At 70.4% G+C, this 12,813-nt stretch carries 10 protein-coding genes; 6 read left to right on the top strand and 4 right to left on the bottom strand.

Annotated elements, in window-relative coordinates:
- Positions 1–5: 5 nt before the first annotated feature.
- From nirD to O1Q03_RS00255, 3 genes are read right to left on the bottom strand one after another with little or no spacing between them, the layout of a single operon-like run.
- Complete coding sequence (gene nirD, locus O1Q03_RS00265) at positions 6–353, bottom strand: nitrite reductase small subunit NirD (protein ID WP_006761456.1); 348 nt, start codon at positions 351–353, stop codon at positions 6–8.
- Between the two features lie 38 nt (positions 354–391).
- Positions 392–2,989 (bottom strand): nitrite reductase large subunit NirB, encoded by a 2,598-nt coding sequence (gene nirB / locus O1Q03_RS00260; RefSeq protein ID WP_269500995.1) that lies wholly within the window; start codon positions 2,987–2,989, stop codon positions 392–394.
- Between the two features lie 21 nt (positions 2,990–3,010).
- The gene (locus tag O1Q03_RS00255) at positions 3,011–4,336 is read right to left on the bottom strand and encodes an MFS transporter (RefSeq protein WP_269500993.1); all 1,326 of its coding nucleotides are present in this window, start codon (positions 4,334–4,336) and stop codon (positions 3,011–3,013) included.
- Positions 4,337–5,019: 683 nt separating this feature from the next.
- On the opposite strand from O1Q03_RS00255, the gene cobA reads away from it, so the two are divergent.
- The 6 genes from cobA to O1Q03_RS00225 all read left to right on the top strand — a co-directional run bounded on the left by cobA (position 5,020) and on the right by O1Q03_RS00225 (position 10,486).
- Entirely contained in the window at positions 5,020–5,796 is a 777-nt protein-coding gene (gene cobA / locus O1Q03_RS00250) for a uroporphyrinogen-III C-methyltransferase (protein ID WP_269500992.1), read from the top strand.
- Between the two features lie 169 nt (positions 5,797–5,965).
- A complete protein-coding gene (locus O1Q03_RS00245; protein WP_269500991.1) occupies positions 5,966–6,559 on the top strand; it encodes an ANTAR domain-containing response regulator in 594 nt (197 codons plus the stop codon).
- Between the two features lie 5 nt (positions 6,560–6,564).
- Positions 6,565–7,608 (top strand): CmpA/NrtA family ABC transporter substrate-binding protein, encoded by a 1,044-nt coding sequence (locus tag O1Q03_RS00240; RefSeq protein WP_269500990.1) that lies wholly within the window; start codon positions 6,565–6,567, stop codon positions 7,606–7,608.
- A 279-nt stretch (positions 7,609–7,887) separates the two neighbouring features.
- A complete protein-coding gene (locus O1Q03_RS00235; protein WP_269500989.1) occupies positions 7,888–8,487 on the top strand; it encodes a uracil-DNA glycosylase family protein in 600 nt (199 codons plus the stop codon).
- Between the two features lie 229 nt (positions 8,488–8,716).
- Complete coding sequence (locus tag O1Q03_RS00230) at positions 8,717–9,658, top strand: helix-turn-helix transcriptional regulator (RefSeq protein WP_269500986.1); 942 nt, start codon at positions 8,717–8,719, stop codon at positions 9,656–9,658.
- A 129-nt stretch (positions 9,659–9,787) separates the two neighbouring features.
- The gene (locus tag O1Q03_RS00225) at positions 9,788–10,486 is read left to right on the top strand and encodes a fumarylacetoacetate hydrolase family protein (protein WP_269500985.1); all 699 of its coding nucleotides are present in this window, start codon (positions 9,788–9,790) and stop codon (positions 10,484–10,486) included.
- Between the two features lie 332 nt (positions 10,487–10,818).
- On the opposite strand, the gene O1Q03_RS00220 is transcribed toward O1Q03_RS00225, so the two are convergent.
- Positions 10,819–12,534: a trypsin-like peptidase domain-containing protein gene (locus tag O1Q03_RS00220; protein ID WP_269500984.1), complete on the bottom strand. Its 1,716-nt coding sequence runs from the start codon at positions 12,532–12,534 to the stop codon at positions 10,819–10,821.
- Between the last annotated feature and the right edge of the window lie 279 nt (positions 12,535–12,813).

Genomic DNA, 12,813 nt, shown 5'->3' with positions numbered 1-12,813 from the left:
GACGGTCAGGCTGCAATCCACACGAAACCGTCCTCGACCCGCGACGGATACGCACTCACCGACTTCTCGGGCGCTTCCAGGCATTCGCCGGTGCGCAGGTCGAAGTGCTGCTTGTACAGCGGCGATGCAACGACGACGCGCTCGCCCAGGCTGCCGATCAGCCCGCGCGACATCACGGCCGCCTGCGACACCGGGTCGACGTTGTCGATCGCGAACACGCCGCCTGCTTCGGCATGCGCGACGTGAAACACCGCGACCTGCTCGCCGTTGACGAGCGCGCATACGCCGGTGTTCGGCACGATGTCGTCGAGCGGGCACACGCGGGTCCAGGACAGGGGAAGACGATCGTTCATGATGGGCTCCTTGGTAAAGACGCGGGTGTCGGTCAGGGTCAAACGGTTGCGGATTCGGTCACGGCCTGCGTCGCGGATTCGGCGACGACCGGAATCGAAATGGGCTTGCCGCGCACGCGCTCGTCGGGCGTCGCGGGACGGATCTGGCCGCGCGTCTCGACGAACGCGATGGTCGTGTCCGGCGCGTCGCTGTTCACGAAGTGGCGGAAGCGCTTGCGCGTGTCCGGATCGGTGACGGCCTTCTTCCATTCGCATTCGTAGGTGTCGACCACGTGCTGCATGTCGGCTTCGAGCTCGGCCGCGATCCCGAGCTTGTCGTCCACGACGACGTCGGTCAGGTAGTCGAGCCCGCCTTCGAGGTTGTCGCGCCACACGCTGGTGCGTTGCAGCCGGTCGGCCGTGCGCACGTAGAACATCAGGAAGCGGTCGATGTAGCGGATCAGCGTCGCGCGGTCGAGATCGGACGCGAGCAGTTCCGCGTGGCGCGGCTTCATCCCGCCGTTGCCGCACACGTACAGGTTCCAGCCCTTCTCGGTCGCGATGATGCCGACGTCCTTGCCCTGCGCTTCCGCACATTCGCGCGTGCAGCCCGACACGCCGAACTTGATCTTGTGCGGCGCGCGCAGCCCCTTGTAGCGGTTCTCCAGGTCGATCGCGAGGCCGACCGAATCGTCGACGCCGTAGCGGCACCACGTCGACCCGACGCACGACTTCACGGTGCGCAGCGCCTTGCCGTACGCATGCCCCGATTCGAAGCCGGCCGCGATCAGCTCCTCCCAGATCGACGGCAGCTGCTCGACGCGCGCGCCGAACAGGTCGACGCGCTGGCCGCCGGTGATCTTCGTGTACAGGCCGTATTTTTTCGCGACCTGCCCGACCGCGATCAGCCCTTCCGGCGTCACCTCGCCGCCCGCCATGCGCGGCACGACCGAGTACGTGCCGTCGCGCTGGATGTTCGCGAGGTAGTAGTCGTTCGAATCCTGCAGCCCCGCGTGCTCCTTCTTCAGCACGAACTCGTTGAAGCACGATGCAAGGATGCCCGCGACGGCCGGCTTGCACACGTCGCAGCCGAGACCGTGGCCGTGCTTCGCCAGCAGTTCGTCGAACGTCGTGATGCGCTCCACGCGGATCAGGTGGAACAGCTCCTGCCGCGAATAGGCAAAGTGCTCGCACAGATGGTTGTTGACCGCGAGGCCCTGCTTCTTCATCTCGGCCTTCATGATCTGCGTGACGAGCGGCACGCAGCCGCCGCACGACGTGCCGGCGCCCGTGCATGACTTCAGCGCGCCGAGGCTCGTCGCACCGCCGGCCACCGCCGAGCAGATCTGCGACTTCGACACGTTGTTGCACGAGCAGATCTGTGCACCTTCCGGCAATGCGTCGACGCCGATCGCGGGCTTCGCCGCGCCGTCCGACGACGGCAGGATCAGGAATTCAGGCTGCTCGGGCAGCTCGATGCGGTTCAGCATCATCTGCAGCAGCGTGCCGTATTCGGCCGCGTCGCCGATCATCACCGCGCCGTGCAGGAACTTGCCGCAGTCCGACACCACCAGCTTCTTGTAGATCTGGCGGCGCTCGTCCGCGTACTGATACGTGCGGCTGCCGGCCGTCGCGCCGTGCGCGTCGCCGATGCTCGCGACGTCGACGCCCATCAGCTTCAGCTTCGTGCTCATGTCGGCGCCGGCGAATGTCGCGGTCGCTGCTTCGTCGGCGTCGCCCGCTAGCTGCTTCGCAACCACGCGCGCCATGTCGTAGCCCGGTGCGACGAGGCCGTACACCATCCCGTTCCACGCCGCGCATTCGCCGATCGCGTAGATGTCGGCGTCGCTCGTGCGGCACGCGTCGTCGATCGCGACGCCGCCGCGCGCGCCGATGTCGAGCCCGCACGCGCGGGCCAGTTCGTCGCGCGCGCGGATGCCGGCCGAGAACACGATCATGTCGGTGTCGAGATGCGAGCCGTCGGCGAACGCCATCCGGTGCACGCCTTCTTCACCGTCGACGATCTCGAGCGTGTTCTTGCCCGTATGCACGGTCACGCCGAGCGCCTCGATCTTCGCGCGCAGCATCCGGCCGCCGCCGTCGTCGACCTGCACGGCCATCAGGCGCGGCGCGAATTCGACGACATGCGTGTCGAGCCCCATGTCGCGCAGCGCCTTCGCGCATTCGAGGCCGAGCAGCCCGCCGCCGACCACCACGCCGCGCTTCGCGCGTGCGCCCGCCGCCTGCATCGCTTCGAGATCCTCGATCGTGCGGTACACGAAGCAGCCATCGCGATCGTGGCCGGGCACCGGCGGCACGAACGGGCGCGAACCCGTCGCGAGCACCAGCTTGTCGTACGCGAGCGTTTCGCCGGAGGCAAGCGTGACCGTGTGCGCGTCGCGATCGATCGACGCGACTTGCGCGTTCAGGCGCAGGTCGAACTGCGGATGACGGTCGAAGAAACCGGGCTCGACGAGCGACAGGTCGTCCGCCGACTTGCCCGCGAAGAATTCCGACAGGTGCACGCGGTCGTAAGCCGGGCGCGGCTCCTCGCCGAGCACTGTGACCTGCAGCGCGGCCGCCGTACCCGCGTTCGCAGCGATGCATTCGAGCAGCTTGTGGCCGACCATCCCGTGGCCGATGACGATGAGTTTCATGATCAGGATTCCTTCGGTCGATCAGTTCGCGACGCTGGCGGCGGCCAGCGCGCGATCGCGCAGCTCGGCCTCGCGTGCCTTGTGCTCTTCGCTGAAGCGCACGGCCATTGCGCACAGCGCGGTCGCCGTGACGGCGAGGCCGAGCATGCTGAGCGTCTGCTGCACGTCGCCGACGCCCTTCAGCAGGAACGCCGCGGCCACCGCGCCGACGTTGCCGCCCGCGCCGACGATCCCCGCGACGCCGCCGAGCGCCTTGCGGTCGATGAACGGCACGAGCGCATAGGTCGCGCCGCACGCCATGTGCGTGAAGAGGCCGAAGGTCAGCATCGCGACGACCGCCATGCCGATGCCTTGCGCATGCGAGAACCAGATCAGCCCGAGCCCTTCGCCGATGATCAGCGCGCACAGCAGCGCCGCGCGCACGTCGAGGCTGCGGCGCGCAGCGATCTTGTCGGACAGCCAGCCGCCGAGCGCGCGGGCGAACAGCGCGAGCAGCCCGAACATCCCGACCGCGAAACCGGCGTCCTTCAGCGACAGCTTGAAGTGATCGACGTAGTACAGCGCGGCGATGTTGTGGATGAACACCTCGACGCCGAAACACGCGCCGTACGTGACGAACAGCATCCATACGCGATAGTTGCCGCATGCCGCGAAGAAGCTCGCCCAGCCGCCCTTCTTGCCGCTGTCGACGATCACGCCCTGCTTGCGCAGCGCGACGAAGTCGCCTTGCGGGCAGTCCTGCGTGAAGCGCCAGTACGCCCACGCCATCGCGAGCATCGCGACGCCCGGCACGATGAGCGCGACGCGCCACGACGTGTGGTCGCCGAAGCCGAGCATCAGGCCGGCCGCGACGAGCAGCGGCATCATCGCCTGCGTCGCGCCCGCGCCGGCGTTGCCCCAGCCGGCCGTCGTCGCGTTCGCGGTGCCGACCACGTTCGGCGCGAACATCACCGACGTGTGGTACTGCGTGATCACGAAGCCCGCGCCGATCGCGCCGATGCCGAGCCGGCAGATCAGGAACGACAGGTAGTCGTGCGTGAACGAAACGGCAAACACCGGGATCGCGCCGAGCACCAGCAGGCCCACGTACACGCGGCGCGGGCCGAAGCGATCGCACAGCGGGCCGACCAGCAGCCGCACGGCGATCGTCGCGGCCACCGCGGCGATGTTGATGTTCGCGACCTGCGCCGCGGTGAAATGGAATTCGCGCGCGATCAGCGGCATCAGCGGCGCGCACGCGAACCACGCGAAGAAGCACACGAAGAACGCCATCCACGTGAGATGGAACGCGCGCATCGGCGCGGTGCGGAGGCTGAAGAGATCGATACGGGTAGCTTTGTCGGTCATGTCGTCCGCCCAAACGAAAAACGGCGTCCTGCGCACCGGTCTCGTCGAGAGACCCGATGCGTAGGACGCCGTTGCCCATGAAGCCCGTTGCCGGGCGCGTCAGTAATCGGTACTGCGGACGAATCGCCATTGATTCGCCCGAACCAGCTAACGCAAACGCCGTGCCATGTTGGCGAGAATCGCGCGCAACGCCCCGCCGCACAAGGCGCGCACGCTGTCGGACGCGTCACTGCGGTGTGCCGCGCGCGATGCATCGGCATGCACGGAGGCACAGATCTGGTGCGCTGCAGCACTGTCGCCGTGCGACATCGCGGTGCGCGCGGGCGCGGCGCGATGCACATCGATGCGGCATCGCGCGCGCTATAGCCGCGCGGCTGCATGCTTGTTCGCGGCCGATGCGGCGCGGCGCGCGCCGCAGGTCGTCACGCCAGCCGTCACGTGGCCCGCTGTGCACGCCGCCGGGTTCGCGCAAGTTGGCCCGGATATTGCTGAACCCTTACACACACCGGCAACGGCGCCGGTGGGCAGTCCCCGCAAGCAGGCCCGCCGTCGCAGGCGGGCGCAGCAGACCAGGACAACGACGTCCCCCGTGCACGGCACGGCCGGATGCCGTGGTCGCTTCGACCGCCCGCCGCCGCCGCGCAACACGCAATCGACCGCCGCACGCGGCATTGGAATACGACATGACGACAGGCAAAGTCACGCTGCTGGGCGCCGGCCCCGGCGATCCCGATCTCCTCACGCTGAAGGCCGCGAAGGCGCTGGCGGCTGCCGACGTGCTGCTGCTCGACGACCTCGTCGCGCCCGGCATCGTCGAACTCGCACCGAACGCGCGGGTGATCCGCGTCGGCAAGCGCGGCGGCTGCCGCTCCACGCCGCAGGCGTTCATCGAGCGGCTGATGCGCCGCTACGCGCTGCGCGGCGCGCACGTCGTGCGCGTCAAGGGCGGCGATGCGCTGCTGTTCGGCCGCGCCGGCGAAGAACTCGCGACGCTGCGCGCCGCCGCGATTCCGGTCGACATCGTCAACGGCATCTCGTCGGGCTTCGCGGCCGCCGCGAGCCTCGGCATCTCGCTCACGCACCGCGAGCACTGTCAGGGTGTCACGCTCGTCACCGCGCATCGGCAGGACCATGGCGAACCCGACTGGCGCGCGCTCGCCGCGACCGGCACCACGCTCGCGATCTATATGGGGATGAGCCGCGTCGACCGCATCGCGGCCGGCCTGCTCGACGCGTTGCCCGCGTCGACGCCGGCCGCCGCCGTCCAATGGGCCGGCACGCCGCACGAACGCCGCTGGACCGGCACGCTGGGCAGCCTCGCGCACGGCGTGGCCGCCGCCGGGCTCGGCAGCCCGGCCGTGATCCTCGTCGGCGCGGCGATCGGCGAAGCGTTCGTGCAGGGCACGGACGCCGCGGGTGCCGCCGCCACCGACGACGCGTCGTTGCCCCGGGCCGCGTAATGCGTCGCATCGCGCGGCGCTGTCCGCACGCCCTTTCCCTTTACCGCAGCCGCGTTCGCGCCGGCTGCCGGGGACGCGAACGCGAGGTCACGAATCCGTCGTCATCCGTGCGCGCCCCGCAACCGCCGTTCGCCGCTTGCACCGCAACCTGTCCGCCCCCGTTCGCGTCATGAGTTCGTCCGCCCCGCCCGCACGCCTGCGCGTGCTGCTCGTCACCGATACCGACAAACCGATCGGCGAACTCGGCGACGCGCTCGCGCGCCTCGGCTACGAAATGCTGAACGACGTCGCGACGCCCGCGCGCCTGCCCGCCGCCGTCGAGGAGCAGCGCCCCGACGTCGTGATCATCGATACCGATTCGCCGTCGCGCGACACGCTCGAACAACTCGCAGTCATGCATGCGACCGCGCCGCGCCCGGTCGTGATGTTCAGCCACGACGCCGACCAGGCGCTGATTCATGCGGCGGTCGGCGCGGGCGTCAGCGCGTATCTCGTCGAAGGGCTGTCGGCCGAGCGTCTCGCGCCGATTCTCGAAGTCGCGCTCGCGCGCTTCTCGCACGACGACGCGCTGCGCCGCCGGCTCGCCGACGTCGAACGCGAACTCGCCGAACGCAAGCTGATCGACCGCGCGAAGCGCCAACTGATGGATCAGCGCAGGCTGTCCGAGCACGACGCGTATGCGCTGCTGCGCAAGCGCGCGATGGATCAGGGGCTGCGCATCGTCGACGTCGCGCGGCAACTGCTCGACGCGCCACCTCATTGACCGCCATGAACACTTCATCTCCCGCCGCGCCGGAACGCGCGCATCTTCGTCTCGGGTTCGTCGCGCTGAGCGACGCGGCCCCGCTGATCGTCGCGCAACGGCTCCGGCTCGGCGCGCGCCACGGCCTCACGCTCGAACTGAGCCGCCAGCCGTCGTGGGCCGCCGTACGCGACAAGCTGCTGACCGGCGAGCTCGACGCTGCGCACGCGCTGTACGGGCTCGTGTGCGGGCTGCAGCTGGGCATCGGCGGCCCGCAGGCCGACATGGCCGCGCTGATGGTACTGAACCGCAACGGCCAGGCGATCACGTTCGCGCGCGGTCTCGCCGATGCATACCGCGCCAGCGGCGACGTGCGCGCGGCATTCGCGACGCTCGGCCGCAAGCCGCTGCTCGCGCAGACTTTCCCGACCGGCACGCACGCGATGTGGCTGAACCACTGGCTCGCGTCGCACGGCGTCGATCCGTTGCGCGACGTGCGCAGCGTCGTGATCCCGCCGCCCGAGATGGTCGCGGCGCTCGCCGGCGGCGAGCTCGACGGCTTCTGCGCGGGCGAGCCGTGGCACGCGGTCGCGGAAGCATGCGGCGCGGGCCGCACCGTCGCCGTCACCAGCGAAGTCTGGCCCGATCATCCGGAGAAGGTGCTCGCGGCCCGGCGCGAGTTCGTCGCGCTGTATCCGGCCACCGCGCGCGCGCTGATCCGCACGCTCGTCGATGCGTGCGCATGGCTCGACGACCCCGCGCACCGCCGCGACGCGGCCGGCTGGCTTGCGTCGCCCGATGCGCTCGGCGTGCCCGCCGCGCTGATCGCGCCGCGCCTGCTCGGCGACTACGGCGCGGGGCCGTTCGCGCACCCGCCGCTGCCGATCCGCTTCCACGATGGCGGCACCGTGAACCGGCCCGATCCGCACGACGGCCAGTGGTTCCTGTCGCAATACCGGCGCTGGGGCATGCTCGACGGCACGCATGACGACGCGGGCATCGCCGCGGCGATCGCGCAAACCGCGTTGTATGATGCTGCGGTCGCCGAAGGCGGTGCTGCGGGCATGTGACGCCCGGTACGGGGCCGCCGCGGCGTCGCGCAGCGCTGTTCGGAGTGCCCGAAGCGATGCACCGCTCCGGCACGCCGCCCGGACACCCGAAATGATGCGCCGCCCCGGCGCATCGCCCGGACGCCCGAAACGATGCACCGTCCGCGGCGCGCCGTCCGGACGCCCGAAACGATGCACCGTCCGCGGCGCGCCGTCCGGACGCCCGAAGCGTTGCACCGCTCCGGCGCGCCGCCCGAACGCTCCGCATCCGAGCCGCCACTCCGTCCCCATTCCGCATCGATGCCGAAACAAACGCGCACGCCGCTCGACGTGCTGCTCACCGAAATCCGCGCGTGCCGCGTGTGCGAAGCCGAACTGCCGCTCGGCCCGCGCCCCGTCGTGCGCGCCCATCGCGACGCCCGCATCCTGATCGTCGGGCAGGCGCCCGGCGCACGCGTCCATGCGAGCGGCATTCCGTGGGACGACGCGAGCGGCAAGCGCCTGCGCGACTGGCTCGGCGTCGAAGCCGACACGTTCTGCGACGAATCGCGCTTCGCGATCATCCCGATGGGCTTCTGCTACCCGGGCCGCGGCGCGAGCGGCGACAACCCGCCGCGCCCCGAATGCGCGCGGCTATGGATCGACCGGCTGCTCGCCGAACTGCCGTCGATCCGGCTCACGCTGCTGGTCGGCCAGTACGCGCAGCGGCATTTCCTGCGCGACACGCGCAAGGCCACGCTGACCGGCACCGTCGAAGCGTGGCGCGACTACGGCCCCGACGTATTGCCGCTGCCGCATCCGTCGCCGCGCAACCAGGCGTGGTTCAAGCACCATCCGTGGTTCGACGCCGAGGTCGTGCCCGAGCTGCGCCGGCGTGTCGCACCGCTGCTCGACCGATGAGCGAAACCAGCACGGCTTTCACGCACTCCGCGATTTTCCACTGCCGTCGGCGCGCTTCGGGCGCCGGGCCATCGGCCCCGGTGCCGGCCCGCCGCGGGGCGCGCTTGCGGCCTCCGCCGTCGCCCCGCTTTCGCCACCGCTTTCAGCCCCGCTTCCGGCCAGCGCCTGACGCAAACCGATTTCGCTGTACCATCGCGGCTCAACCGCGCCACGAACAGCAGAATCCTTCATGCCCTCCACCGCCCCGCCGCGCCTGTACGGGATGCCCGAACGCAGCGACCGGCTCGACTTCTACATCCGCGACCAGACGTCGCGCCAGGCGATCACCGAGCCGCACCGGCACGCGTATTTCCAGATCCAGTTCAACCTCGGCGGCGACACCGAGCAGCGGATCGGCGGCGTCACGCGCCCGTTTCCGCGCGGCGCGCTCGCGTTCGTGCTGCCGCACCGCGAGCACCTGATTCCGCATCCGGAAGGCGCGCACTTCGTCGTGATCAACTTCAGCCAGGCATTCCTGCGCGCCGATCTCGACGTCGATCCGCTCGATCTCGAGGACGTCCCGGCGCACCGCTTTCCCGAGCTGACGCCGTTCCGCTTCCAGGAGCATCTCGACTTCATCCTGACCGGCGATGCGTTCGACGAGGCGCGCCGCCTCGCGCTGTGCATGCTCGACACCGACCGCGTGCGCACGTTTGGCTCGACCACGCTGCTGCGCGGCTACCTGCTGCAATTGATCGGGCTCGTCTGCACGCAGTACGCGGGCGCGCTCGACAAGCTCGCGCAGCGCGGCGCGCAGCGGGCCGGCCGGCGCGACGCACTCGCGCGCGTGCTGCGGCACGTGCGCGCGAACCTGACCCGCGAGGACCTGACGCTCGCCGCGACCGCCGAGGCCGCGTTCCTGTCGCCGAACTACCTCGCGCATCTGGTGCGCAAGGAAACCGGCAGCACCTTCACCGATCTCGTGACCGAGCGCCGGATCGCGCTCGCACAATCGTTGCTCGCGCATACGAGCCGGCGCATCGCGGACATCGCGCGCTCGGTCGGCTTCCGCGACGAAGGGTATTTCGCGCGGCGCTTTCGCGCGCGGGTCGGCGTGTCGCCGAAGGCGTACCGGGACGCGAATGCCGCGCTGCCGGCCGCCGACGACACGCCCGCGGCCGGCGACGCGTAGTTTTGTCCGGTTAAAACGCAGTTGCGTCGCATCCGGGTGCGCGCGCGTCGGGTATCGTTTCCTGCATGCCGGCCCGTGCCGCGTGGCGCGGGCGTCGGCATCCGTCTATCCATCGAACGAGGCCATCCGATGTCCGCATACGTCATCGACGCTGCCGAGCGTCCTTCCGTCGAAGTCGAACAGTCGTCCGCGCGCTTTCCGGTGCGCCGCGTGTTCTGCGTCGGCCGCAACTACGCCGACCACGCACGCGAAATGGGTGCCGATCCCGATCGCGAACCGCCGTTCTTCTTCACGAAGCCGGCCGACGCGATCGTCCCGGCCAGCGGCACCGTCCCGTATCCGCCGCTGACGAACGATCTCCACCACGAAATCGAGCTGGTCGTCGCGATCGGCAAGGACGGCCGGTCGATCGACCCGGGCGACGCGCTGTCGCACGTGTGGGGCTACGGCGTCGGCGTCGACCTCACGCGCCGCGACCTGCAGGCCGAAGCGAAGAAGCTGAGCCGTCCGTGGGACTGGGCGAAGGGCTTCGACGCGTCGGGCCCCGTGACCGCGCTGCGCCCGGCCACCGCGACCGGCTACCCGGCGAGCGGACGGATCTGGCTCGACGTCAACGGCGCAACGCGCCAGGAAGGCGATCTCGCGGACATGATCTGGGCCGTGCCCGACGTGATCGCATACGTGTCGCGCTCGGTCGAGCTGAAGGCCGGCGACCTGATCTTCACCGGCACGCCGGCCGGCGTCGGCGCGCTGCAACCGGGCGACCGCGTGACGGGCGGCGTCGATGGCGTGGCGTCGTTCGAGTTCGTGGTCGGCGCGAAGCCGTAACGCGTCCGCACCGGATCGCCGTGCGAGCGGATAAGCGCGCGCACGCCGCGCGGCGGGGAAGCTGCCGCACACGAACCGTGCCGTGACGGCGCCCATGCACGCGCCGCATGGCCGTGCGCAACGCAAAAGAAGCCCCCGAAACCAGTCGGGGGCGCATGGGTGCCGGCGCGGTGCCGCTACCTTACCCCGCGCCTGTGTACTACTACGATGAAGCTTGCCGCTTTCATGCCCGTATTCATGCCGGTTTTCATGCCGGATGGCTGCTGAACGCCCAAATCGCGGGCAGCGATGCCGAACGATGGCAGGCGCTCGACACAGCCCGCGTCAACGCCCTATCTCGCCCGCACCGACACGAACTTGCGTGCGTTGTCGCGCTGGATCAGCACCGCGATCACGCTGCCGCCGTTCGCCTCGAGTGTCTGCACGTCCTCCTGCGTTTCGAGCAGCGTGTCGTTGAGTTCGAGCACGACATCTCCCGGCCGGATCCCCGCACTTGCCGCCGGGCCGCGTACCGCGTCGACCATCATCCCGAGCGGAAGCCCCGTCGAGCGCCGTTCGTCGTCGCTCAGCGGGTGCATCGTCAGTCCGAGGCGATCTCCGCCGTCGGCCGGCCGCGCGGCGGCGGCTGCCACGCCGGCGACACGCGCGGCACCGGCCGCACCCGCGGCACCGGTAGCGCCAGCCGCACCGGCAGCACCGGCAGCACCAGCCACACCAGCCGCATCGGCGGCACCAGCAGCACCGGCCGCACCAGCGCTGCCCGCCGTGGCCGCGTTACCGATCGCTTCGTCCGTCCCCGTGACCGTCAGCACCATCGGCACGCGCTTGCGGACGATCCGCAGCCGCGCCTTCCCGCCCGCCGGCAATGCGGCCGCGAGGTCGTTCAGCTCGGCCGACCGGCCGATCTGCTTGTCGCCGAACTGCACGATCACGTCGCCGGGCTTCACGCCGGCCGCGGCGGCCGGCGAGCCGGGATCGACCCCGTTGACGAGCGCGCCCGCCGGACGCGGCAGTCCGAACGCGGCGGCCAGCCCGATGCCGACGTCCTGCACGTCGACGCCCAGCGGATTGCCGCCCAGCGGATTGCCGCCCAGCGGATTGCCGCCCAGCGAATTGCCGGACGACGCACGCTGCGCCTGCGCATTGGCGCGCATCTGTGCCTGGACCTGCGCACGCACCTTCGTCGCGAGCGCGATCGGAATCGCGAACGTCATGCTCGCGTAGCGGTTCGCGCCGGCATACACCTGCACCGCGATGCCGATCACGTCGCCCGCGCGGTTGAACACGGGGCCGCCGGAATTGTCGGGATTCACCGCGATGTCGGTCTCGAAGAACGGAAACACGCCGCCGTCCGGCAACGCATGCGACGTCGCGCTGACGATGCCGGCCGTCACCGTGTTGCCCGCGCCGTCCGGCGCGCCGATCGTCATCACCGGTTCGCCCGCGCGTACCCGCGCCGAATCGCCGATCCGCACGAACGGCAGCTTCGTCGCGTCGGCGTGCAGCACCGCGACGTCGCTCTGCGGATCGACGGCCAGCACCGTCGCCTTGAGCTCGCGGCGGTCGGTGAGCCGCACCGTCACGTCGCTCGCATCGCCGACGACGTGCGCGGACGTCAGGATCAGCCCGTCGGGGCTGACGATGAAGCCCGAGCCGGTGCCGGACATCGCACGCGGCGCCGTATCCGGCGCCGGCGCCTGCGGCCCCTGCACCGACGGCGGCGGTGCGCCGCGCCGGAAGAATGCGGCGAGCGGATCGTCGGGATCGAGGATCGTGAACGACGGGCCGGCGGCCTGCTGGTCGGGCGCGGCGGCCATGACGGTCACGACTGCCGGGCCGTAGCGGTCGACGATCGCGGGGAAGTCGACCTGCACCGAGTAAGGCGGTGCGGCCCGGCGCTCCTTCGCGACGGGTGGTGAGACGGGTGGTGCGGCAGGCGACCCGACGGTCGCGGCGACCGTCGGCGGCAGGAACGAGAAAAAGCAGGCGAATACGCCTCCGATCAACGCGGTGCGAAGCACGGCGCGAGCAAGCGTCTGGCGAACCAAGGTGACCTCCCCCGGGGCAGTCGCGCGGCGCCCGGCGCGAGACGCGCGGACGCCCGACAAGCACCGGCACACACTCGATTTATAGTCCACGTCGCATCGCGGAAGATACGCCGCGAAACCCGCATAGCGGGCGGCCGCGCGACCGCGCAGCCGCGACAGCAGTGGTTCCGGACAAAGTCGGCGATTCGTCAATCCGAACATTCACCGCGGATCGCATCCTGCCCCTCGATCAACCGGCCAGGCTGCGACCGGACCCATTCGGGGTTCACGCGAACCGAC

Source organism: Burkholderia sp. IMCC1007, assembly GCF_027257875.1.
GTDB lineage: Bacteria > Pseudomonadota > Gammaproteobacteria > Burkholderiales > Burkholderiaceae > Burkholderia.
This window is presented reverse-complemented; position numbering and strand designations above follow the sequence as displayed.

What these genes read in the sequence shown, in the direction of transcription:
- O1Q03_RS00245 (WP_269500991.1), top strand. Translation starts at nt 5,966, where the DNA reads ATGAGTTCGTCCGCCCCGCCCGCACGCCTGCGCGTGCTGCTCGTCACC.
- O1Q03_RS00255 (WP_269500993.1), bottom strand. Translation starts at nt 4,336, where the DNA reads ATGACCGACAAAGCTACCCGTATCGATCTCTTCAGCCTCCGCACCGCG.
- nirB (WP_269500995.1), bottom strand. Translation starts at nt 2,989, where the DNA reads ATGAAACTCATCGTCATCGGCCACGGGATGGTCGGCCACAAGCTGCTC.
- cobA (WP_269500992.1), top strand. Translation starts at nt 5,020, where the DNA reads ATGACGACAGGCAAAGTCACGCTGCTGGGCGCCGGCCCCGGCGATCCC.
- O1Q03_RS00225 (WP_269500985.1), top strand. Translation starts at nt 9,788, where the DNA reads ATGTCCGCATACGTCATCGACGCTGCCGAGCGTCCTTCCGTCGAAGTC.
- O1Q03_RS00240 (WP_269500990.1), top strand. Translation starts at nt 6,565, where the DNA reads ATGAACACTTCATCTCCCGCCGCGCCGGAACGCGCGCATCTTCGTCTC.
- O1Q03_RS00235 (WP_269500989.1), top strand. Translation starts at nt 7,888, where the DNA reads ATGCCGAAACAAACGCGCACGCCGCTCGACGTGCTGCTCACCGAAATC.
- O1Q03_RS00230 (WP_269500986.1), top strand. Translation starts at nt 8,717, where the DNA reads ATGCCCTCCACCGCCCCGCCGCGCCTGTACGGGATGCCCGAACGCAGC.
- nirD (WP_006761456.1), bottom strand. Translation starts at nt 353, where the DNA reads ATGAACGATCGTCTTCCCCTGTCCTGGACCCGCGTGTGCCCGCTCGAC.